This is a genomic window from Burkholderia sp. Bp9142, assembly GCF_003853415.1.
GTDB lineage: Bacteria > Pseudomonadota > Gammaproteobacteria > Burkholderiales > Burkholderiaceae > Burkholderia.
This window is the reverse complement of record NZ_QTPP01000013.1, coordinates 15,835-36,487: the sequence shown is the minus strand read 5'-3', so window position 1 is coordinate 36,487 and position 20,653 is coordinate 15,835. Positions and strand designations below refer to the sequence as shown.

22 protein-coding genes and 2 pseudogenes are annotated in these 20,653 nt (G+C 69.0%); 14 read left to right on the top strand and 10 right to left on the bottom strand.

Going from position 1 to position 20,653, the window contains the following annotated elements; genetic code table 11:
- Window positions 1-69 precede the first annotated feature (69 nt).
- Window positions 70-1,287 carry an acyl-CoA dehydrogenase family protein gene (locus DIE22_RS16635; protein ID WP_124497658.1) on the top strand — a complete coding sequence of 406 codons (1,218 nt, stop codon included), beginning with the start codon at window positions 70-72 and terminating at the stop codon, window positions 1,285-1,287.
- Window positions 1,288-1,327: 40 nt separating this feature from the next.
- Entirely contained in the window at window positions 1,328-2,716 is a 1,389-nt protein-coding gene (locus DIE22_RS16630) for an LLM class flavin-dependent oxidoreductase (RefSeq protein WP_124605563.1), read from the top strand.
- A 2-nt stretch (window positions 2,717-2,718) separates the two neighbouring features.
- On the opposite strand, the gene DIE22_RS16625 is transcribed toward DIE22_RS16630, so the two are convergent.
- The 4 genes from DIE22_RS16625 to DIE22_RS16610 all read right to left on the bottom strand — a co-directional run bounded on the left by DIE22_RS16625 (window position 2,719) and on the right by DIE22_RS16610 (window position 7,155).
- Window positions 2,719-3,918, bottom strand: a complete 1,200-nt coding sequence (locus DIE22_RS16625) for an LLM class flavin-dependent oxidoreductase (RefSeq protein WP_124605562.1) — start codon at window positions 3,916-3,918, stop codon at window positions 2,719-2,721.
- A gap of 109 nt (window positions 3,919-4,027) precedes the next feature.
- Complete coding sequence (locus DIE22_RS16620; RefSeq protein WP_124605561.1) at window positions 4,028-4,585, bottom strand: c-type cytochrome; 558 nt, start codon at window positions 4,583-4,585, stop codon at window positions 4,028-4,030.
- A complete protein-coding gene (gene soxC, locus DIE22_RS16615; protein ID WP_185640629.1) occupies window positions 4,578-5,846 on the bottom strand; it encodes a sulfite dehydrogenase in 1,269 nt (422 codons plus the stop codon). Before soxC ends, DIE22_RS16620 begins: the two co-directional genes overlap by 8 nt.
- Before the next feature lie 124 nt (window positions 5,847-5,970).
- Window positions 5,971-7,155, bottom strand: a complete 1,185-nt coding sequence (locus DIE22_RS16610; RefSeq protein WP_124497653.1) for a porin — start codon at window positions 7,153-7,155, stop codon at window positions 5,971-5,973.
- Between the two features lie 945 nt (window positions 7,156-8,100).
- Between DIE22_RS16610 and DIE22_RS16600 the strand changes: the two genes are divergently transcribed.
- The 5 genes from DIE22_RS16600 (at window position 8,101) to DIE22_RS16580 (ending at window position 11,667) form a co-directional block, all read left to right on the top strand.
- Window positions 8,101-8,550 carry a CBS domain-containing protein gene (locus tag DIE22_RS16600; protein ID WP_124497651.1) on the top strand — a complete coding sequence of 150 codons (450 nt, stop codon included), beginning with the start codon at window positions 8,101-8,103 and terminating at the stop codon, window positions 8,548-8,550.
- Window positions 8,551-8,762: 212 nt separating this feature from the next.
- Complete coding sequence (locus tag DIE22_RS16595; RefSeq protein ID WP_124497770.1) at window positions 8,763-10,127, top strand: nicotinate phosphoribosyltransferase; 1,365 nt, start codon at window positions 8,763-8,765, stop codon at window positions 10,125-10,127.
- Window positions 10,128-10,180: 53 nt separating this feature from the next.
- Window positions 10,181-10,333, top strand: a complete 153-nt coding sequence (locus DIE22_RS16590; RefSeq protein WP_185640632.1) for a hypothetical protein — start codon at window positions 10,181-10,183, stop codon at window positions 10,331-10,333.
- On the top strand, window positions 10,330-11,289 hold the full coding sequence (locus DIE22_RS16585) for an acetyltransferase (RefSeq protein ID WP_124497650.1): 960 nt from the start codon (window positions 10,330-10,332) through the stop codon (window positions 11,287-11,289). The genes DIE22_RS16590 and DIE22_RS16585 overlap by 4 nt, the downstream gene beginning before the upstream one ends.
- Before the next feature lie 213 nt (window positions 11,290-11,502).
- A complete protein-coding gene (locus DIE22_RS16580) occupies window positions 11,503-11,667 on the top strand; it encodes a CBS domain-containing protein (protein WP_260426689.1) in 165 nt (54 codons plus the stop codon).
- A 65-nt stretch (window positions 11,668-11,732) separates the two neighbouring features.
- Here the strand turns inward: DIE22_RS16580 and DIE22_RS16575 are convergent.
- A pseudogene (locus DIE22_RS16575) lies at window positions 11,733-13,354 on the bottom strand (AAA family ATPase).
- Between the two features lie 387 nt (window positions 13,355-13,741).
- On the opposite strand from DIE22_RS16575, the gene DIE22_RS16570 reads away from it, so the two are divergent.
- The 4 genes from DIE22_RS16570 (at window position 13,742) to DIE22_RS16555 (ending at window position 15,809) form a co-directional block, all read left to right on the top strand.
- The gene (locus DIE22_RS16570) at window positions 13,742-14,182 is read left to right on the top strand and encodes a hypothetical protein (protein WP_124497769.1); all 441 of its coding nucleotides are present in this window, start codon (window positions 13,742-13,744) and stop codon (window positions 14,180-14,182) included.
- A 234-nt stretch (window positions 14,183-14,416) separates the two neighbouring features.
- Window positions 14,417-14,890: a universal stress protein gene (locus DIE22_RS16565; protein WP_124497648.1), complete on the top strand. Its 474-nt coding sequence runs from the start codon at window positions 14,417-14,419 to the stop codon at window positions 14,888-14,890.
- A gap of 29 nt (window positions 14,891-14,919) precedes the next feature.
- On the top strand, window positions 14,920-15,195 hold the full coding sequence (locus DIE22_RS16560; protein ID WP_124605559.1) for a DUF1488 domain-containing protein: 276 nt from the start codon (window positions 14,920-14,922) through the stop codon (window positions 15,193-15,195).
- Between the two features lie 179 nt (window positions 15,196-15,374).
- A complete protein-coding gene (locus DIE22_RS16555) occupies window positions 15,375-15,809 on the top strand; it encodes an Hsp20/alpha crystallin family protein (RefSeq protein ID WP_124605558.1) in 435 nt (144 codons plus the stop codon).
- 73 nt (window positions 15,810-15,882) lie between these two features.
- Here DIE22_RS16555 and DIE22_RS16550 read toward each other — a convergent pair.
- A pseudogene (locus DIE22_RS16550) lies at window positions 15,883-16,221 on the bottom strand (nitroreductase family protein); the annotation flags it as partial.
- Between DIE22_RS16550 and DIE22_RS39320 the strand changes: the two are divergent.
- From DIE22_RS39320 to DIE22_RS16540, 3 genes are all read left to right on the top strand, one after another.
- Window positions 16,153-16,290, top strand: coding sequence for a hypothetical protein (locus tag DIE22_RS39320; protein ID WP_409410195.1), 138 nt, complete (start codon window positions 16,153-16,155; stop codon window positions 16,288-16,290). The pseudogene DIE22_RS16550 and the gene DIE22_RS39320 overlap by 69 nt on opposite strands.
- Before the next feature lie 253 nt (window positions 16,291-16,543).
- Complete coding sequence (locus DIE22_RS16545) at window positions 16,544-17,194, top strand: BON domain-containing protein (RefSeq protein ID WP_124497645.1); 651 nt, start codon at window positions 16,544-16,546, stop codon at window positions 17,192-17,194.
- 55 nt (window positions 17,195-17,249) lie between these two features.
- Entirely contained in the window at window positions 17,250-17,489 is a 240-nt protein-coding gene (locus DIE22_RS16540) for a hypothetical protein (RefSeq protein WP_124497644.1), read from the top strand.
- 100 nt (window positions 17,490-17,589) lie between these two features.
- On the opposite strand, the gene DIE22_RS16535 is transcribed toward DIE22_RS16540, so the two are convergent.
- The 4 genes from DIE22_RS16535 to DIE22_RS16520 form a co-directional block, all read right to left on the bottom strand.
- The gene (locus DIE22_RS16535; protein WP_124605557.1) at window positions 17,590-19,347 is read right to left on the bottom strand and encodes a SulP family inorganic anion transporter; all 1,758 of its coding nucleotides are present in this window, start codon (window positions 19,345-19,347) and stop codon (window positions 17,590-17,592) included.
- A 188-nt stretch (window positions 19,348-19,535) separates the two neighbouring features.
- Entirely contained in the window at window positions 19,536-19,751 is a 216-nt protein-coding gene (locus tag DIE22_RS16530; RefSeq protein ID WP_124497642.1) for a hypothetical protein, read from the bottom strand.
- A 127-nt stretch (window positions 19,752-19,878) separates the two neighbouring features.
- Window positions 19,879-20,277, bottom strand: a complete 399-nt coding sequence (locus DIE22_RS16525) for a hypothetical protein (protein ID WP_260426687.1) — start codon at window positions 20,275-20,277, stop codon at window positions 19,879-19,881.
- Between the two features lie 22 nt (window positions 20,278-20,299).
- Window positions 20,300-20,644, bottom strand: coding sequence for a c-type cytochrome (locus tag DIE22_RS16520; RefSeq protein ID WP_124605556.1), 345 nt, complete (start codon window positions 20,642-20,644; stop codon window positions 20,300-20,302).
- Window positions 20,645-20,653: the final 9 nt, after the last annotated feature.

Sequence of the window (20,653 nt, the reverse complement as noted above, 5' to 3'; positions counted from 1 at the left end):
GCGGGCTGCGGCGACGGCTCGCGCAATCGTGCGCGAGGCCATCGCTTTTCCTGGATGAGGAACCGCCGAATGAATGCCCGTCATGGCGCCGAAGCGCGCGATGCATTGCGTGCCGCGCTCGCCGCACTGCCCGAACTCGCGACTGCGATCGGGCGCGATGCCGCGCAACGCGAGGCGCGTCGCGAACTGCCGTTCGAGGGTTTCGCGCTGTTTCGCCGCTCCGCGCTCGGCGTGCTGCGGATTCCGGCCGAACGCGGCGGCCTCGGCGGCACGCTGGTCGACCTGTTCGACACGATCGCGACGCTCGCGGCCGCCGATTCGAATCTCGCGCACGCGCTGCGCATCCACTACGACCTGACCGAGACGCTGCGACTGTCGCCGCGCACGCCGTTCAACGACGTGCAGCTCGACCGCGCGCTGGCCGGCGCGATCTTCGGCGGCGCATCGACCGAGCGCGGCACGTCGCGGCCGGGCGAGAACACGACCGTGCTGCGCCGCGACGGCGAGCACCATCGCGTGACGGGCCGCAAGTACTATTCGACGGGCACCGCGTTTGCCGATTTCGCGCGCATCAACGTGGAGAACGAGCAGGGCGACGCGCTCGCGGTGATCATCCCGGTTGCGCGCGACGGCGTGCAGGTGCTCGACGACTGGGACGGCATGGGCCAGCGCATGACCGCGAGCGGCAGCCTGTTGCTGCACGACGTGCAGGTGTTCGCGGACGAAGTCGCGGCGCGCGACGGCTCGACGCTCGTCGGTCGGCATTGCGGCGCGCTGCGGCAGCTTCATCTGGTCGCGACCGGCGCGGGCATCGTGCGCAACGTGGTGGCCGACGCGCGCCGCTACGTGTTGGCCCACGGCCGGCCGGTGCTGCACAGCCCGGCGGCGAGCGCGCGCGACGATCATTTCATCCAGCAGATCGTCGGCGAGCTGTCCGCGCACAGCCACGCGATCGATGCGCTCGTGCGCGACAACGCGCGTGCACTGGACCGCTCCGCGGATGCGATCGAAGCCGGCGATGCGGACGCGCACGACCGCGTGCTCGACAGCGCGCTCGCGACCGCGCGCACACAGCTGATCGTCGGCAAGCTCGCGCTGTACGCGGCCGAACGGCTGTTCGAAGTGGGCGGCGCGTCGGCGACCGCGCGCGTGCACAACCTCGACCGGCACTGGCGCAACCTGCGCACGATCTTCAGCCACAACCCGCTGCTGCACAAGGCGCGGGTGATCGGCGACTACGACCTGAACGGCGTGACCACGCACCTGACCGAAGGACGCGTGTTCTGATCCCGCTGCGCCCGCAGCCCACTTTCCGGGAATCCCCCTGATGACGACCCGCACCGGCCATCTGCACCTCGGCGCGTTCCTGTACCCGACCGGCCATCACATCGCCGCATGGCGCCACCCCGGGTCACAGGCGGACGCCGGCGTCGACTTTCGCCACTACGTGCGGCTCGCGCAGGCGGCGGAGGCGGCGAAGTTCGATCTCGTGTTCCTCGCGGACGGCGTCGGCACGCGCGGCGACGACGTCGAATTCCTGAGCCGCACCGCGCACAGTTACGTCGCGCAGTTCGAGCCGCTGACGCTGTTGTCGGCGCTCGCGGCCGTCACCGAACGCATCGGCCTCGTCGGCACCGCGTCGACGAGCTTCAACGAGCCGTTCCATGTCGCGCGCAAGTTCGCGTCGCTCGATCACATCAGCGGCGGCCGGGCGGGGTGGAACCTCGTCACGTCGTCGAGCGCGCACGAAGCGCGCAATTTCAATCGCGACGCGCATTTCGATCATGGCGAACGCTATGCGCGCGCGGAGGAATTCGCCGACGTCGTGCGCGGACTGTGGGACAGCTGGGACGACGATGCGTTCGTGCGCGACCGCGCAAGCGGCCGCTTCTTCGACCCGGACAAGCGCCACGTGCTCGATCATCGCGGCCGCTTCTTCCAGGTGCGCGGGCCGCTGAATGTCGCGCGTGCGCCGCAGGGGCACCCGGTCGTCGTGCAGGCCGGCTCGTCGGCGGCCGGCACGCGGCTCGCCGCGCGCACGGCCGAGGTGATCTTCACCGCGCAGCAGACGCTCGACGACGCGGTCGCGTTCTACGCGGACGTGAAGGGGCAGCTCGCCGCGTTCGGCCGCGACCCCGACTCGCTGAAGATCATGCCGGGCGTCTTTCCGGTGGTCGGTCGCACCGAAAGCGAGGCCAAGGAGAAGTTCGACGCGCTGCAGGCGCTGATCGACCCGAAGGTCGGGCTCGCGCTCGTGTCGGGCCTGACGGGCGGCGTCGATCTGTCCGCCTATCCGCTCGACGGCCCGATCCCGCCCCTGCCGGAAACCAATGCGAGCAAGAGCCGGCAGACGTTGACGCTCGAGCTCGCGCGCCGCGAGAACCTGACGATACGCGCGCTTTACCTGCGGATCGCGGGGGCGCGCGGCCACTGGCAACTCGTCGGCACGCCGGAGCAGATCGTCGACGCGCTCGAGGAACGGTTCGTGCGTTACGGCGCGGACGGCTACAACGTGATGGCGCCGACCTTGCCCGGCGGCCTCGACGATTTCATCGCGCTCGTGCTGCCCGAATTGCGTCGTCGCGGGCTGTTTCGCAGCGACTATAACGGCCGCACGCTGCGCGATCATCTCGGCTTGCGGCGGCCCGCGCGGCGCACGTTCGCCGCGCCCGGTGCCTCGGCCGTCCCGGTTGCCTCAGCTGCCCCAGCCGACTGAATTCAGCGCCGCAGGCCGGCGTCGCGCAGCAGCGGCAGCACGCGCGCGCCGAAGAAGTCGAGATCCGGTTTGAAGTCGTAGAAACTCAGCTGGATGCCGTCGATACCCGCGCGATGCAACCTCACGATATAGTCGACGACCTCCTCGGGCGAGCCCGTGATCGAGATGTTGCCGCCGATCGCGCGCGCGGCCGCCTGCGATCGCTGCCCGAAGCCGCCTCGCCACGCGTGCGCGTCGCTGTCGAAGCGATGGAAGCTGCCTTCGTCCGCGTGCGCGACGATCGCATCGCGGTACGCACGCGCCTCGGCCGCCGTCTCGCGGCAGATCACGAGCGGGTTGAGCAGCGTGCGAATCGCACGCACGCGCGCGGCCGCCGCCGCCTTCACGCGGGCCGTATGCGCGGGCAGCGCGTCCAGCGCGAGATCGACGTCCGGGCCGGCCGGGCTCGTGACGAATACGATGTCCGAATAGCGGGCCGCGAAATCGATACCTGCGTCGGAGCCCGTCGCGTTGATCAGCAGCGGGCGCCCGTAGCGCGGCTTCGGCGTGACGAACGCGCCGGAGAGCCGCCAGCTCGACAGCGCGGGCGCGTAGCTGAAGTTCTCCGGTTGTGCCCACAACTGGCCGACCGCGTCGACGAATTCCGCGGCCATCTCGTAGCGCCGGTCGTGCTCGATCCGGTTCCAGCCGAACATCTCGTGTTCGATCGCGCGGTGGCCGGTCACGACGTTGATGCCCCAGCGTCCGCGCGAGATGTGATCGAGCGTCGCCGTGAACTTCGCGAAATGCAGCGGATGCCACGGCCCGTAGAGCACGTGGCTCGTCGCGACGAGGAGGATCCGGTCGGTGCGCGCGGTGAGCGCCGCGAGCGTCATGAACGAGTCGAGCGCCTGGCCATCGAACACGCCGCCGTAGCCGCCTTTCGGCAACCACTGCGACAGCGCGAACACGAGATCGAAGCCGAGCGCTTCGGCGCGCGCGACCAGGTCGGCGTTGTAGTCGAAGGTCCAGTCGGTCGAGCGCGGCAGCGTCGATGCGCTCCAGCCGCCGGCCTGGATCGGCAGGAACAGCCCGAGCATCAACGGCTGCGCGAGCACGCGCGACACCGGGCTGTCGGGGAAATCTGCCGGAGAACGGACGTCGACGAACGGCGAGGGCGTGAGCGGTGCGTCGACCCGGGCTGACGAGGCTGTGTCGGTCAAGATGGGCTCCCTGCGCGGCGCGCGGGCGCCGATCGAAAAAATCCGGCACGCCGCGCCGGCGGTCGCGGAACGGCGATTTCCGGTCTGCCGGCAAGCGACTCGCGCAGCGTCACAGTCGTCCCGGCCGCGGGTCGGACACGAAGCCGCCACGGTTCGGCATCCTTACCCGCGGCAGCGTGCGCGCATCGAGTGTCGCGTCGTCGGGCACGATGCCGTTCAGGTGCAGGACGTACGCGGTGACCGCATAGACTTCGTCCGCGCCCAGCGATTGCGGCGCGTTGTACGGCATCGCGCGGCGGATGTAATCGAACAGCGTCGTCGCATACGGCCAGTAGCTGCCGACGGTCTTTTTCGGTTTCGCGCCGGCAAGCGAGCCGATGCCGCCGACGAGCGGATCGCCGACGCCGCCCTGGCCGCCGGCGCCATGACACATCGCACACTTGTCCGCGAAGACTTGCGCACCGCGCGCCACCGTGCCAACGCCGGGCGGCAGGCCGCTGCCGTCGGGCGCGATGTCGATGTCCCATGCGGCAAGCGCCGCGCGGTCGACCGGCTGACCGAGACCGAAGCCTGCGCCGAACGCGGGCAACGCGATCGCGCCGATCATGCCGATCGATCCCGACGCAATCGCGAACGACGCGAGCCGACGCGCAATCGTCTTATGCATTGCGCACCTCGCCGTCCGCGCCGACGCGCCAGTTCTGGATGCCGTTGTAGTGGTATTGCGAATTGACGCCGCGCGCGGCGACGAGCGCGTCGCGGGCCGGCTGCACGTAGCCCGTGTCGTCGGTCGCGCGGCTTTGCAGGTCGGCCGGCTCGCCGTTCCAGACCCAGTCGGCCTCGAAGCGCGTCAGCGCGCGATCGCGCACGTCGCCCGCGAGCCGCGCGGCGCGCCAGGTACGGCCGCCGTCGGTCGACACGTCGACCGCGCGAATCCGGCCGCGCCCCGACCACGCATAGCCGCTGATCGGGTAATAGCCGTGCGCGCCGAGCCGGTGGCCGGCGGACGGGCGCGTGATCACCGATTTCGCGTCCATCTCGAACACGAACTGTCGCGCGCAGCCGTCCGGCAGCAGGCTCGTGTATTTCGACGTTTCCTCGCGCGTCATCTCCGGCGCGCGCACCAGCTTCAGCCGCCGCAGCCACTTGATGTTCGTGTTGCCTTCGAAGCCCGGCACGATCAGCCGCACCGGGTAGCCGTTCTCGGGACGCAGCCGCTCGCCGTTCTGCGCATAGACGACGAGCGCGCGCTCGAGAATCCGCTCGAGCGGCAGGCTGCGCGTCATCGCCGCGCCGTCCGCGCCTTCCGCGAGCAGCCATTGCGCGGCCGGGTCGATGCCCGTTTCGTCGAGCAGCGTCGACAGCCGTACGCCGGTCCATTCGCAGCACGACAGCAGCCCGTGCGTGAACTGGACGGGCAGCCCGCTCGGGCCGTTCCATTCGCTGCCCGTATTGCCCGAGCATTCGAGGAAGTGGATCCGCGATTCGGACGGAAAGCGCAGCAGGTCGTCGAGCGTGAAGCTGCGCGGTTCACGCACGAGGCCGTGCACGACGACGCGATGGCGCTGCGCATCGATATCGGGCACGCCCGCATGATGGCGCTCGTAGACGAGGCCGTTCGGCGTGATGTCGCCGAACAGGTCGGCGAGCGGCGTCATCGACGAGCCGGACCCGGGCAGCGCCGGCGTGCGCGCGCTGCGACGGATCACGTCGCGTTCGTGCGCGCCAGGCACACCATACGGCGGCGACAGCAAGGGGGCGCCTGGCGTGCGTGTCCACGGCGGCACGTCCAGCGGCGCAAGCGGGACAAGCGGCTGGCTTGCGAGCGCGCCGCCTGCCGGCAGCATCGCGGCGGCCCAGCCGCCGGCGAGCTGGCGCAGTGCCGCGCGACGTCCGGCGCGGCGTGGACGGGAAAGGGAGTCGGTCATGATCGAAGCCATGCCGCGCGCGGGCGCGGCAGCATGCGGAAAAACGGACATTCTCGGCAACCGGGCGCGATGCGACAAACAACGATTCCCGCTTTGCTTATCGCGCCGCGCCCGTCGCGCGCGCTCAGAACTTCACGCGCAGCCCGCTGACGAGCGCGACCTGACGATTCGTCGACGATGCGCTGCCGATGTTCGAGATCGCCGCGATCCTGCGATAGCCGCCCGAGGTCGCCGTGCTCGGATCGCCTGCCGCAAGCTGGTAGATGCCGGACAGGTAGATGTCGGTGCGTTTCGACAACGCATAGTCGAACCCGAGCGTGAACTGGTGCCAGCGCGGCTTCAGCGTCTGGCCGCCGGTGCCCGGCAAGCCGCTCGCCCGCCCGTCGGTGAACGTGTAGACGCCGATCAGCGTCGCCGCCGGCGTGATCTGGTAGCGCCCGTTCACGTCGTAGTTGTTGAACTTGCGCGACGAGCCGTCGACGTAGTCGAGCTGCGTGTGACTCCATGCGAAGCCGAGCGTTGCGCGGCCGAGCGAGTAGTTCGCGCCCGCGACGCCGATCTGCTGTTTGCGCACGCCGCCGTTCAGCCCGTAGAAGAACGCGCCGCTGTAGTCGTTGCCGGTCGTCGTGGTCGCGCCGCCCACCGCGCCGCTCGTGTTCGACGTCGCGTTCGGATGATTGAGCCGCACGTAGCCGGCGCCCGCCGACAGCGGGCCGTTCACGTAGTTCGCCGACACGCCCCACGCGCTGTTGTTCGAGAAGCCGGTGCCCGCGCCGCCGTTCGCCTGGTTGCTGAACGCGTACAACACGTCGGCCGTGAAGCCGGCGATCGTCGCGCTGCGGAACTTCACCGCGTTGTTGATCCGGAAGCTCTGGTTCATGTTGTCGTTGTCGCCGACATGGGTCGCCGGCGACCAGAAGCCGGACCCCGAGTACTGCGCGACGAGATCGGTGATCGGCTCGTACTGGCGGCCGAACGTCAGCGTGCCGAAGTCGGCCTTGCTCAGGCCCACGTATGCGGAGCGGCCGAACAGGCGGCCGCCCTGGCCGAGTCCGCCGTCGCTGGGCCGGAACCCGCTTTCGAGCGTGAACACGGCCTGCAGGCCGCCGCCGAGATCCTCGCTGCCTTTCAGGCCCCAGCGGCTGCCGCTCAGCTTGCCGCTCGTCTGCTGGAGGTTGCTCGCGCCGCCCTGGTTGTTCGTATAGGCGAAGCCGGCGTCGACGACGCCATACAGCGTGACGGAACTCTGCGCATGCGCGCCGATGGAACCGATCGAAACCAAACCCAGGACTACCGATTGCTTGATCATGAATATCCTCTGTTTCTTATGGGTACGTCTGCGAGGATCACGATGCTATTGAGTCCGGGCCGCGCGATGAACGGCCGATCCGTGGTTTGCAAATCGATGCGTCACCGAATTGCAATGCGGGCTGCCGCGCGGCCGGCGTGTGCGGCGTCATCGCGTCCGCGGTGCCTGCTGGCGCGGACGTATCGCGCGGTTGGCGAACGTCGACGCGCGACGACCGGCGGGCGCGGTCATATCGATCGATGGAATCGTTCGATGGATGCGCGCGGGTCACGGGCGCGACGATGCTTTTACGCAACGGGGTGCTGTGCGGCGCGACGCCGATGCGCTATGCGCTTCGCGCGGTGGCAGCGCGGTATGCCGGTGTCGCGCATCGGGCAACAGCGGGAACGGCCGACGGACGACAAGGACGCGGCGGCATACCGCTCTGGCCCGAAAATATGATCGGACTTCGACCCGACCGGGCGATTGCAATCGAAAGGAATTGCACATCTAATCGATCATGAGTGAATCCGGCCTTCCGGACATCGATGCGGCACACCGGGAATTCGCCGCGGGTGTCGCCCCGCATGATGCGGGTCGGAGCGCCACTGTCGCGCGGCGCTGACGCTGCATGCCGGAGACATGACCGAACCAGGCAGGGTCGCAACGTCGACTTCACGACTGCGTGTCGCACGATCACGGCGGCGACATCGATCGGCACGTCGCGCTGACCTGCATCAATTCAGTGCAGCGAAGCCGCGCCTACCGTTGTTTTTATCGGATGCGGACAGGAGCCGACAGCCATGAAAAGCGACAGCGCGCTGACGAAGGGGGGCGGGCAGGAACCCGAGGGGGAGCCGTCGATCGATGCGGTGCGCATCGGCGCGGACGGTTCCGTTGCGTGAAGGTTCGGGCGGCGACGGACGTCGATCGACGTTCCGCCGCGCCCCGGACGGGAGAATGAACATGAATGCCGCGATGCTGTGTACCCGCGATGTCGCCACGTGTACGACGGGGGCAACCGTCGTCGAGGCGGCCAAAATGATGCGCGACGCCCACGCCGGCGATCTGGTCGTCGTGCAAGAGCAGGAAGGGCGATGCGTGCCGGTCGGGATGGTCACCGATCGGGACATCGTGCTCACCGTGGTCCGCGCTGACGAGGAGGCCGACTCGCTGTTCGTCGGCGACATCATGTCGGCGCCCGTCGCGATCGCGAACGCCGACGACGACATCTGGCTGCTCGCGAAGCGGATGCGCCAGCACGGTGTCCGCCGGTTGCCGGTCGTCGGCGGCGACGGTGAGCTGGTCGGCATTGTCTCGCTCGACGATCTGCTGCGCGCGGCCGCGGCGCTGCTCGACGAGTTGCGCCTCGTGGCGGCCCGCCAGGCGTATTTCGAGGAGAAGCAGCGCAGCTGATCACGCCCGAGCGGCTAGCGCCGGCACGCGTCCGGTACTACTGCAACGATCCGCGCGGATACTATCCGTATGTCGCGTCGTGCAATGGCGTCTGGACCGCGGTTCCATCGACCCCGGACCCGGCGCCGCAATGACGGAGCGACGCTTGTCCGCATCGGAGCGGCCGGGCACCGGCCGCACGATCGCGCGCAGGCGGCGCGGGAGGGCACATGATGAACGGATCCTGGCCGGATGCGGACGTCGACGACGTACTGCTGACGGATTTGTATGAGCTGACGATGATGCAGGCCGCGTTCGATGCCGGAATGAACGAAGCGGCCAGCTTCGAGTTCTTCGTGCGGGCGCTGCCGGAGCAGCGCGCATTCCTGATGGCGGCGGGACTGGAACCCGTGCTCGATTATCTGGAGGGCTTGCGCTTCACTGCCGCCGCGCTTGAACGACTGGCCGCAACCGGGCGCTTTCGCGCGGATTTCCTTGCATCGCTCGCCGGCTTCCACTTTACAGGTGGCGTCGACGCGATGCCGGAAGGCACGGTGTTTTTCGCCGACGAACCGATCCTGCGGATCACGGCGCCGTTTCGCGAGGCACAGTTCGTCGAGAGCCGCGTGATGAACCTGCTCCACTACGCCACGCTGGTCGCAAGCAAGGCCGCGCGGGCCACGCTCGTCGCGCATGGCAGGTTGCTGGTCGACTTCGGACTGCGGCGCGCCCATGGCGCGGAGGCGGCGATGCTGTCCGCGCGTGCCAGCTACCTGGCGGGATTTTCCGGTACGGCGACCCTGCGCGCCGGATTGCGCTACGGCATTCCGGTGTACGGCACGATGGCGCATTCATACGTCCAGGCCCACGACGACGAAGCGCTCGCGTTCGAGCACTTCGCGCGATCGCAGCCGGATAACGCGTTGCTGCTGATCGACACGTACGATACCGAGCACGCGGCGCACGAGGTCGTCGAGCTTGCGCGGCGGCTCGCACCCGACAACGTGTGCATCAAGGGCGTCCGGATCGACAGCGGCGATCTGGCCGCGCACGCGTGCAACGTTCGCGCGATTCTCGACCGCGGCGGCCTGACCGATGCGACGATCTTCGCGAGCGGCAATCTCGACGAAATCCGGCTGCAGGCGCTCGTTCGCCAGCACGCCCCCATCGACGGTTTCGGAATCGGCACGCAGATGAGCACATCGGCGGACGCACCGTGCCTCGACTGCGCGTACAAGCTCGTCGAGTATGCGGGCCGGGCGCGCTGCAAGCGCTCGGAGGGCAAGGCGACGCTGCCCGGCCGCAAGCAGGTGTTCCGGCAGTACGCCCCGGATGGGCGAATCGCCGCCGACTGCGTCGGTCTCGCCGGCGAGCGCATCGACGGAACGCCGCTGTTGCGTCCCGCCATGGTCGCCGGCGTGCGACTCGCGGCGCCTACGCTCGGCGAGAGCCGCATTCACGCATTGCGGGAACTGTCCACGCTGCCCGATCCCATGCATGCGCTGGCGCCCGTCATGCCGGTGCAGCCGGTGATTTCTCCGGCGCTGGCGGCACTCGCCGCGCAGGGGGGCGGGCACGCGGGGCAGCAAGCGGCATGAACGATACCCGTATCCCGGACGGCACGCGATCGGCCGAGGCCGTGGAGACGCACATGTCCCGGGTATGCCTGACGGACCGGCACGCGTGGAAGCCCAGGAAACCCGTGCGCGCGCCGCAACTCGATTTCCGGACGCCGGCCGCGCGCCACCGCTTCTGTTGCGAGGCGGTGCGTGCGAACCGCCGCCTGGCGGCCGACGGATCATGACGCGCTTTGACGTGTTCAACGGCGATGCGGACGGCATCTGCGCGCTTCAGCAGCTCCGGCTCGCGCTGCCGGCCGAGTCGGTGCTCGTGACGGGGCCCAAGCGCGACATCGCGTTGCTCGCGCGCGTGCCGGCCGCCCGCGGCGACACCGTCACCGTCCTGGACGTTTCGCTCGACGCGAACCGCGCGGCGCTCGATGCACTGCTGGCGCGCGGGGTCGACGTCGATTATTTCGATCACCACATGCCGGGCGCCGTACCCGCTCATCCGCATCTTCGCGCGCATATCGATACTGCGCCGGACACCTGTACGAGCGTCATCGTCGATCGGTACCTGGCGGGCCGGCAGCGGCGCTGGGCGGTGGTCGGCGCATATGGCGACAATCTCGTCGGCGTGGCCGGCCGGCTCGCCGCCGCCTGCGGCCTGACGGATGCCGATGCCCGCCGTCTGCAGGTGCTTGGTGAATCCGTCAACTACAACGGATACGGCGATTCGCCCGACGACCTCTTCATGGCGCCGCTGGCCGTGTATGCGGTGCTGCGGCAGTATGCGAACCCGCTCGATTTCGCGGGGTCGCCGCTCGCGCGGCGGCTCGACGCCAACCGGCGACGCGATATCGCGCGGGCGGAGCGGCAGCGCGCGACCATCGCGCTGCCCGCGGCGGATGTCTATATCCTTCCCGACGCGCGCTGGGCGCGCCGCGTGCGCGGCGTTTTTGCCAACCGGCTCGCGCGCGGGGACGCGGCACGTGCTCATGCGGTGCTGACGTTGTCGGCGGCGGGCGGTTACACCGTCAGCGTTCGCGCGCCGGTCGCCGCGCCGTACGGCGCCGATCGTCTGTGCCGCGCATTTCCGGAAGGCGGCGGCCGGGAAGGGGCGGCCGGCATCAACCGGCTCGCGCCGGATCGTCTCGACGCGTTCGTCGAGGCGCTCGCGAACGCATATCCCGCCGAGTGAGCCGACGCAGGCGCGCGTATCGGTGCGATGCGGCGCGGCCGGAATCGAACGTCACGACATACCGTCAACTTGGCCGTGACCCGGGCAGGGCCATTGCGGCAAATCATGGACGGCCGCGGCCAGGCCCATTCCGGTCGAGCCCGGCCGCCCATTCGTCGTCGGCCGCGCTTGCGAGCGGTACGTTGACGTGCGTCAAGCCTGCCCGGGACGCCGGTGCGCCGGTCGGGCATTCGGAGGCTGCCGGTCGTCGACGACGCAGGCCGCCTCGTCGGCATCGTGACGCTCGACGATATCCTCGGGCATCGCACGGGGCTGCTCGCCGGCGTCGCGGAAGTCGGCAAGCTGCAGCAAATCGACGAGCAGCGTTTCCGCGCATGACGTCGCGGGCGTGGCGCCCGGCGCAGGCGGCCGGGCCGCTTGCCCGTGGGGCCCGCGTCACCGGCTTACATACGCAGCGCGGCGAGCAACGGCGTCCAGAACGCATGGCTTCCGTACGCCGCGGCATCGCAATCGGTGTCGAAACGAATCGCGATGGCCGTCTCCGGTTCGGTCAGCGGGTCGGCATGCTCGATCTGTCGGGCCAGCACGGCGGCATCGGCATCGGAGGCATCGGAGGCATCGCGTCCGCGTGCCGCCCGGGCGGCGACACGCGCGGCGAGCGTCGCCTGACTCGCGGCGAAATCGAGAATCGCGACGGGCACGCCGAAACGTGCGCCGAGCGAGAGGAACGCCGTGCGGTTGCGTTCGCGCAGGAACGTCGCGTCGACGATCGCCGTGTAGCCGCTGTCGAGGACTACGCGGGCCTCCGAAAGCAGTCTTTCGTAGATCCGGTCGATCGCCGCGTCCGAATAGGCGCCGGGCGGCAGGTGGACGTCCCCGGGTACACCGGCACAACGCTTGCGCTCGACATCGCTGGACAGCCGGATCGCACCGAGCCGCTCGGCCAGTGCGCGGCTGGCCAGCGATTTGCCCGAGCCGGACACCCCGTGACACAGGAGCAGCAGCGGGTGCGCGTCGCGTCGTGCATCGGCCATGGCCGACGCAATGCGCAGATAGCGGGCGCGCGCCGCTTCGTCACCGCGCAGTCGCGCGGTCAGCGCGCGAACCAGCGCCCGATAGACGAAGTAGCACGGCAGCACGCCCAGTGCCGCATGGTCGCCTGTGCGTGCCAGCCATCCGGAAAGGAGGCGGTGGGCGCAATCCTCGCGTCCATGGGCGGAGAAATCCATCAGCGCGAACGCAAGATCGCTCGCCACGTCGATCCAGCGCAGCGCGTCGTCGAATTCGATACAGTCGAACATCAGGATCCGGTTGCGCCAGCGGACGATGTTGTCGAGGTGCAGATCGCCGTGGCACGCGCGCACGAAACCGCGTGCATGCCGATCGGCAAGCAGCGGTGCGATACGGGTCAACTCGGCGTCGTACCAGGCGCGCAGCGCGGCTTCGTCCGGCACGGTGACGTCGAGCGTGTCGAGCAATGACCGGCACTGGGCCGCGACGCTCGCCGCGCTGCCGGGATGGCCGCGCGGTGCACGGCGCGGCGCATGCAGATGATGGCGGGCCAGCGTATCGGCGAGGGCGTCCGCATCCGCCCGCCCTTCGTCGTGTGACGCGCTGCGAACCGACAACATGGCACGCGCGTCGAACCGGCGCATGCGCACCACGTACTCGCCCGGTACCGTCTGCTGACGATGCCGGCGCCCGCCGGTCCGCACCGGCGCATCGAACGCGCATCGCCGGCCGCGTGCGACGAGCGGCCAGACGCCCAGGTACAGCGGGCCGGCGAACGGTCGATTGAGCGTGCACTCCGCCAGCGCGCAGCGGCGCCGCTGCGCAGGCGGCACGAGATCGACGAACGCGAAGCGCACCGGCTTGATGCGCTTGTACGCGTAGCGCCCGGCCAGATAGACGACGGACAGATGGGTTTCGATCCGCTCGATGCAGCCCGCGGGGTGCGGATACGTGACGGGCCGGCTCAATGCGCGATCGGCGCGATCGAACTGCATCGCCTTTCGTCGCGCATTTCCGCGGCCGGTGCGAACGGTACGTGAGGCTTTCGGGACATGATGAACGGATCCGTGAGACGGGGCGCGCGTCCTCGTTGCCGCACCCCGCGGGTTGGGTTCGAACGAGAACGGCGCGATCTCGTTCGCTCGATGCAGCCGGATCGGTGTGGCAAGCCAGGGATCACCGACTCTACGGACTCTATTGCAGCCGAGCAGCCCGCGTACCGACTTGATACGAGTCAAGCCTGCCGCGCAGGAGGACGCTTGACGCAGGTCAACCGCGCTCGCGCAAGCGGCAATACAGTCGGTTCCAGCACCCGTTAACGCGTGACAGCGTGACAGCGTGCGGCATGCAGCCTGCGCGCCGCAACCTGGCGGGATTGACGTCGGGCGCGGTCACGTCGCTCGATTGCGGGCGGAACTCACGGCCTGACGAGGCATTCACGATGAAACGACGGGCGTTGATGGTCGGTGTGCTGCTCGCGTTGGGCGCATGTGCCGGAGCAGAGCGGGCCGGGACATTCAGGACGACGGAAACGCAACTGCTTGCGATGCGTCAGGCTGCATCGCTGCAGTGTTCGACGCCGCCGGAATGCGATCGTGCGTGGAGTCGCACGCGGCGCTACGTCGAAGCCCGTTCGTCAACCCGAATCACGCGAGCGAGCGCCGACCTGATCGAAACGGCGCAACCGTATCTGGCGGGAGAAGTCTATCTCTGGGCATCGCGCACGGCATCGGGCGACGGTGGCGCCGTGATCCGGCTCAAGGCGATGTGCAGGGGCATGTACGACAGCAATGGCGGCCCGGGGTGGCAATACGATGCGTGCGCCAGGAAAATCCTCGACATGGAGAACGGTTTCCAGTCGTACGAGAACCCGCCCCGTTAGCGGCAAGTGCCGCCGCACCTCGACAATGCGGCCTCTCACGTCTCGGTTGCCCGGCTCACGGCTCACGGCAGACGGCTTCGGCCGGCATGCGGCGCTGGCCGCCCGTGTGGTCGCGCGCCGATTTCGATGCGGTTCCAAACCGTTGACCTCGGTCAACGCGGGCTTGCGGCGAGTGCCGATGATGGAAACGAATCCGGACGCCGCAAACACGTCCGTTCCTTCAGCGAGGCTCGCATGTACACGAATATCATGGTCGCAACGGACGGCAGTCCTTCCGCGCAACAGGCGCTCGACGAGGGTCTCAGGATGGCCAGGGTATGCGGTGCCCGGCTGTTCGCCGTCTTCGTCGTCGATAAATCGACCCTGTTCGCCTACGGCGGCCGCATGGAGCCCGAAGCCTTGCTCGACGCGATCCGGCAGCATGGCGCGACGATACTGCGGGATGCCGGCCGGACGATCTCGCGCGCGGCAGTCAACGGCGAGACGGAAATCATCGAGACCGATTTCGGCCAGGACGTCGCGGAGCGCCTGCAGCAATACGCCGTCGACCATTCGATCGACCTGGCCGTGCTCGGCACGCACGGTCGACGCGGTGTCCGGCGGCTGGTGCTCGGCAGTGTCGCCGAACGCTTCCTCCGCACAACGAGCCGCCCGGTCCTGCTCGTGCGCGGCGAGGACGCCGCGCACGCCACCGTCGCGGCGGCCTAGCTGCCGCGCCACCTGCCCAGGTGATCATCATGCAGATCTCGTTTCCTTCCGAACATCCGACGTATTGCGGCCTCGATCCCACGCTGAGCTTTCCGGCGCTCGTCGAAGGCCGCCGCGTGCGCTGCGCGATCACCGCGGAAGCGCTGGAAGATCACTTCCGCGCGGCGTCGCCTCGCGAGCAGGATCTCGTCGACGCCTTTGCGCGTCATCGTCCCGCCATCGAACGTGCGGCGCGCTGCCTGCTCGAGGAAATCGGCGGGCGGCCGGTCCTGCTTCACAGCGGTTACTTCCGGTTCTGCACGTAATCGTGCCTCCGCCTTTGACGCGCATCAAGCGCGTGCCTGGGCGAGCGGGTACGCTGGATTTCAAAAGACCACTCGTCCCTTGCGCGGCCTGCGGCGTCGCGCCATCCGATCTTCATTGCAGCCGATGCCGTCGGGACGAAGGCGACGGCCGCAGGTCAACAGTTGAAGGAGTACGAACCATGAGCAACATGACGCGTTACGATCCGTTTTCGATCGAACCCGTTTCCGAGCTGTTCCAGGGGCTGTTCAGGCCGCTGCGCGGGATGGCACTGGCAGACGAACCCGATCTTGCGTCGATGAAGATCGACGTCACGGAAAACGACAAGGCGTATACGGTCAACGCGGAACTGCCCGGCGTCGCCAAGGATGACATCGACGTCCAGATCACGGGCAATACCGTATCGATCAACGCGAAGATCGAGCGCAACACCGAGCTGAAGGATGGCGAGCGCGTGATCCGGCGCGAGCGCTACAGCGGTGCGATCAGCCGCTCGTTCTCGCTGGCGGGCGACATCGACGACGCGAGCGCGACGGCGACGTATCAGGATGGCGTGCTGTCGCTGACGTTGCCGAAGAAGGCACCGGTCGGGCAGAAGAAGCTCACGATCAGCTGATCGGACGGCGGGCGATGCCGGCACGCATCGCCCATCGTGAGGATCCGGCGCGCGGCGCGGTCCGCGCGCCGTTTCATTGAAGCCGCCGTATTTGCACCCACGCATGCGACGGCGTGCTGCCGATCCGACAGCCGACCGTCCGCGCGAGGCTCGGCAACTCGTCCTCGTTCAGCCGCGGCGCGTCGGCGAGCATGCGGTGATTGATCCAGCCGCGCACGACCGTGCCGAGGCCGGCCGCCGCGCAGTACAGCGAGACGTCCTGCGCGATGGCGCCGGCCGCGCTTGCCGAGAACACGTCGCGTTGTTACACCGGCCTGTCGAGTAACGCGGAAGTCCGGACGACGTGGACGAGATCCAGCGGCGCGCGGCCGATGAAGTCCTGATAGCCGGTCCGGTTGCGCGCATCGACCGCGGCAGGTCGACGATCGGCGGCGACTCGCCCTGGGGCGACGCCGGCTGCGCCGCGGGCGCCGGCGAATAGGCCAACAACTGCCGTTCGGTCATTCGAGTCTCCTTGAAGCGCAACTGCGCGTGCCTGGAACGTCGCGCATCGGCGATCTCGCGATAAGGCGGCCGGGCCGCATCGGGTTGAACGCCGTCAAGCGACGCATCGGCCGGCCACGCCGTGCGGCGCGAGGCATCCGTTGACCTGCGTCAGCGATCCGGAGCCGCGCGTGTGCAAATCTGGCTGTGTGCGGCGAACAGGCGCGCCGCGGCTCACAGGAGAGCAGACGATGAAAACCGACAAGCAGTTGAAGGTGGACGTCCAGGATGAACTGGAGTCCGACCCGGCGATCGACGCGACACGCATCGGTGTCGAGGTGGCCGACCGGATCGTGACGCTTTCGGGTCATCCGCCGAGCTATGCGGAGAAGCTGGCGATCGAGCGCGCGGCGAACCGGGTGGCCGGCGTCAAGGCGCTCGTCGTCGACATGACCGTGCATCTGCCGGACGACGACGTGCGCACCGACGAGGACATCGCGAAAGCAGTGCGCTCGGTGCTGCACTGGACGGTCGGACTGCATGACGACGCGGTCAAGGTGCAGGTCGAACGCGGCTGGATCACGTTGTCCGGCAAGGTCGACTGGGCGTACCAGAGCCACCTGGCCGTGCGGTCGATCTCGCAGATGCGCAGCGTGACGGGCGTGACCGACCACATCGCGGTGCAGGGTACGGTGGGTGCGTCCGACATCGGCGGCAACATCAAGCGCGCGATCATGCGCCACGCGGAGCGTGAGGCAAAGCATATCGTGGTCGACGTGCACGACGGCACGGTGAGACTGTCCGGCAAGGTCGGCTCGTTCGCCGAACGCAAGGCCGTGCGCGGTGCCGCGTGGTCCGCGCGAGGCGTGCGCGCCGTCGTCGACGACCTGGTGGTCGAGTAAGTCGGGCCGGCGGCGGATGGACGGGCAGCCCGCGCCGCGCCAGGAGGGAAGTCACATGACAATTTCGGGCGAACTTCACGAAGCGGACTGGTCGGTCGCGATCGAGACGACCACGGCCGAAACGGGCGGCTTCCGCTGCCGGATCCACGTCGCGCTCACATCGCCGGACGGCGTCTGCGAGCGGACGTTCGCGCACAGCAGGCTCCATGCAACCGAGCGCGAGGCGGCGATCGACGGGCTGCGCGCCGGGATGACATGGATCGAGATGAGGAAGTCGAACACCTTTACGGTCTGAACCGGCGGGTGTCGCAGGCGGGGCGCGTCGATGACGGCGTCGATCCGGCCGGCGCGCCGCGCGATGCGGCGACTGCCGCATCGATTCGTGCGCCTGTCGTCTACCGCGTCTTTTGCGAGACGCGGCGGCGCGGGACACGCTTTCTTTTGCAGGCACGCGCATGCCGGTGCGGCCGTCGCACATGATGGGCAACCGCATCGGTCACGGTCGGAAAGAAACTGGCGGCGCCGAACACGTCGAACAGGCCGTAAGCGCGCAGCCGATCCTTCACCGGCCCCTTCATCTCCGCGAAATTCAATGCGATGCCGCGCGCCCCGAGTTCCTCGTGCAGCGCCACGAGCCGATCCGCGGCGCTCACGTCGATGTCGGTGACGGGCTCGGCCGCGACCACGATGCGCGTGACCGGGCACGCCGATCGCGCGATCGCGGCCTCCAGATGCTCGCGGAAGATCTCGACGTTCGCATAGAAGAGCGGCGCATCCCAACGGAACAGCACGAGCCCGGGCGTTTGCGCCGCGTCCGGATGCCGGGCAATGTCGTGATAGCCGCGCACGCCCGCCAGCCGGCCCAGCACTGCATCGTACGGATGCCAGGCCCGCCAGACGAACGACAGCAGCGACAGCGCGCTGGCGAGCAGGATGCCGGGCACGACGCCCATGCCGATCACGCCGGCGAAGCACAGCACCGAAATCAGGCATTCTCCGCGGCGCATCCGGTACAGCCGCACGACGCCGCGGACGTCGGCGATGCCGAACGCCGCGTAGATCACGACCGCGGCCAGCGCCGTGCGCGGGACGGACGTCAGCAGCGCCGGCGCGGCAACGAGCAGTATCGCGATGCACGCGGCCGCGACGACATTCGTGACCTGGCTTTGCGCGCCGGCCGCGATCGCAACCGGCGTGCGCGACGCACTGCTGCTTACCGCGCAGCCCTGCGTCACGCCGGCCAGCAGATTGGCGGCACCCAAGGCGATCAGTTCCTGGTTGCGGTCCGGCGCATCGCCCGCGCGGGCGGACAGCGCGCGCGACAGCATGCTGATGTCGGCGAACGACACCAGCGCAACGGCGATCGCGCCGGACGCAAGCGCGCCCACGTCGGCGAGCGAGACGACCGGAAGATGCGGGGCGGGCATGCCGGCCGGCAACGCGCCGACCGTCGCGATGCCGTGCAAAGGCGCGAAGTGAGCGACGAGCGTAGCCGCCAGCACGGCGATCAATACGCCGGGCCGGCGCGGCATCACGCGTCTCATCACGAGAATGGCCGCCAGCACGGCGACGCCGAGGAGACCGGCAGCGGGAGAAAAACGGCCGGCGACGAACGCATGCACGATACGCGGGACGCTGGAAAACACGTCGCCCCCCGACACCGGCATGCCGAACAGCTCGGGCAGCCGCCCGAGCGCGAGTGCGATCGCGATACCGTTCAGGTAGCCGTACTGGATCGGGCGTGACAGCAGATCGGTGACGAAGCCGAGGCCGAGCGCGCCGAGCAGGATGCAGATCGTTCCTGCCGACAGCGCCAGCGCGCCGGAAAGCGCGATCGCGCGCTGCGGATCATGGCCGGCGAGCGGCGCGATGGCGCCCGCGATCAGTGCCGCGAGCGCGGAATCCGGGCCGAGGACGAGGATCCGGCTCGGGCCGAGCAGCGCATAGGCGAGCATCGCGGCGATCGACGCATAGAGCCCGGTGATGGCGGGCAACCCGGCCGCCTGCGCATAGCTCATGCCGACCGGCACCAGCACGGCGGACAGCGCGATGCCCGCGTACAGGTCGCGCGACAGCCACGCGCGCCGGTAATCCGCGAGCAGCGCAACGCCCGGGAGCATGCGGGCAATCCGTCCGGAAAGGGGCCGGTTCATCGCGGCTTCATCCGGGCGCAATCCGGGCGAAAAGCGGGGCTCGGTCCCGCGGGCGCGCGTTCATCTGGATGCAGCCGGTATCGACCGACGGACGGGACGGCGGTACGCGCGTGACCGCGGCGTCGAATGTCGGGGCGATGCCGCCGCGCCGGATGGCGGCGCCGGTCCCGACATGGCCACGATCCAGTTCATGCGGCCTTGAGCACCGACAACTGCAGCGCCTGGGCGAAGCGGGCCAGCGTGGCGATCGATCCCGTCACGCTTTCGTACCGCTCGCGCCCGATCTGTCCGTCGAGTATCACGAGCATGCCGGCGTCGCGCGCGAGAGCGACGAGTGCCAGTGTGTCGAGTGCAGCGGCGTCGGGCGGGTTGTCGGGGTCGGTTCGGTAGTCGGCGTGTGACATGACGTCTCTCCTCGTGCCTGCGATCGGTATGTCGTGCAACCGTTCTCGGTGATCTCAGTATCGTCGTCGTCACGGGGCGATTCAATCAGCCTTGCCCGAAGCTGCGGTAGGAATCGTGCGGATACCGTCAGCGGATTCCTACACGGAGCGCCGCTTCGGCGCAGCGTCGCAGCGTGCCGGCGCGCGTTGCCGACGCCGCGCACACCAGCATCACGACCGCATGGCCGATGCGTTCATTCTGCAGGCGCGCTTCGACTTTCCAGTAGTCGAGTTGCAGCCGGATGCCGCGCATGCCCGCGCGCTGCAGCAGCGTCGCGTCTTCGTCGGCAAGGGGGCGGCTCGGGCTTGTGGCGACGCGCCGTGCGCGACGCGGGATGCGCCGGCTGCCGCCGTTGGCGACGATCGCATCCGGCCGTGTCCGCAGCCGTTTGCTGCGCGTCTTTGCTGCCGGTGCGTCGGATACGGTGCGGGCGCGCGCGCTGCCTTGTGCCATGCCGGCGGGAACGCGTTTGACGATGATCGACATGAATGAAAGGGCCGAGCGACGGTCACTGGCTCAACACCCATTGCACGAGCCGATGCGCGTCGTCGGGGGACAGCGGCCCGCCGCGATCGACCGCGGACGGCATCGGCGTGTCGCCCCAGTGCACGCGGCCGCCGACGCGCAGCTTGCGTTCCAGTTCCGCGGCGGCCTTCGGATCGCCGCGGTACCGTTGCGCAATCTCGTGGAACGACGGCCCGAGGAACGTCACGTCGGGCGTATGGCAGAACATGCAGTGCTGCGCGTCGACGAGTTCGGTCGGCTCGGGCACGGCCGTCTGCGCGGCGGCCATGCCGGCCGTCGCGGCAATCGCGGCAATCGCGCAGGAGGCGGCGCAACGCAGGATGCTCATGTTCGTTTC

Excerpts from the sequence above, each read along its gene's own strand:
- DIE22_RS16555 (WP_124605558.1), top strand. The coding sequence starts at position 15,375 with ATGAGCAACATGACGCGTTACGATCCGTTTTCGATCGAACCCGTTTCC.
- DIE22_RS16520 (WP_124605556.1), bottom strand. The coding sequence starts at position 20,644 with ATGAGCATCCTGCGTTGCGCCGCCTCCTGCGCGATTGCCGCGATTGCC.
- DIE22_RS16595 (WP_124497770.1), top strand. The coding sequence starts at position 8,763 with ATGAACGGATCCTGGCCGGATGCGGACGTCGACGACGTACTGCTGACG.
- DIE22_RS16600 (WP_124497651.1), top strand. The coding sequence starts at position 8,101 with ATGAATGCCGCGATGCTGTGTACCCGCGATGTCGCCACGTGTACGACG.
- DIE22_RS16620 (WP_124605561.1), bottom strand. The coding sequence starts at position 4,585 with ATGCATAAGACGATTGCGCGTCGGCTCGCGTCGTTCGCGATTGCGTCG.
- soxC (WP_185640629.1), bottom strand. The coding sequence starts at position 5,846 with ATGACCGACTCCCTTTCCCGTCCACGCCGCGCCGGACGTCGCGCGGCA.
- DIE22_RS16560 (WP_124605559.1), top strand. The coding sequence starts at position 14,920 with ATGCAGATCTCGTTTCCTTCCGAACATCCGACGTATTGCGGCCTCGAT.
- DIE22_RS16635 (WP_124497658.1), top strand. The coding sequence starts at position 70 with ATGAATGCCCGTCATGGCGCCGAAGCGCGCGATGCATTGCGTGCCGCG.
- DIE22_RS16630 (WP_124605563.1), top strand. The coding sequence starts at position 1,328 with ATGACGACCCGCACCGGCCATCTGCACCTCGGCGCGTTCCTGTACCCG.
- DIE22_RS16565 (WP_124497648.1), top strand. The coding sequence starts at position 14,417 with ATGTACACGAATATCATGGTCGCAACGGACGGCAGTCCTTCCGCGCAA.
- DIE22_RS16590 (WP_185640632.1), top strand. The coding sequence starts at position 10,181 with ATGTCCCGGGTATGCCTGACGGACCGGCACGCGTGGAAGCCCAGGAAA.
- DIE22_RS16530 (WP_124497642.1), bottom strand. The coding sequence starts at position 19,751 with ATGTCACACGCCGACTACCGAACCGACCCCGACAACCCGCCCGACGCC.
- DIE22_RS16525 (WP_260426687.1), bottom strand. The coding sequence starts at position 20,277 with ATGTCGATCATCGTCAAACGCGTTCCCGCCGGCATGGCACAAGGCAGC.
- DIE22_RS16535 (WP_124605557.1), bottom strand. The coding sequence starts at position 19,347 with ATGAACCGGCCCCTTTCCGGACGGATTGCCCGCATGCTCCCGGGCGTT.
- DIE22_RS16545 (WP_124497645.1), top strand. The coding sequence starts at position 16,544 with ATGAAAACCGACAAGCAGTTGAAGGTGGACGTCCAGGATGAACTGGAG.
- DIE22_RS16610 (WP_124497653.1), bottom strand. The coding sequence starts at position 7,155 with ATGATCAAGCAATCGGTAGTCCTGGGTTTGGTTTCGATCGGTTCCATC.
- DIE22_RS16540 (WP_124497644.1), top strand. The coding sequence starts at position 17,250 with ATGACAATTTCGGGCGAACTTCACGAAGCGGACTGGTCGGTCGCGATC.
- DIE22_RS16570 (WP_124497769.1), top strand. The coding sequence starts at position 13,742 with ATGAAACGACGGGCGTTGATGGTCGGTGTGCTGCTCGCGTTGGGCGCA.
- DIE22_RS16585 (WP_124497650.1), top strand. The coding sequence starts at position 10,330 with ATGACGCGCTTTGACGTGTTCAACGGCGATGCGGACGGCATCTGCGCG.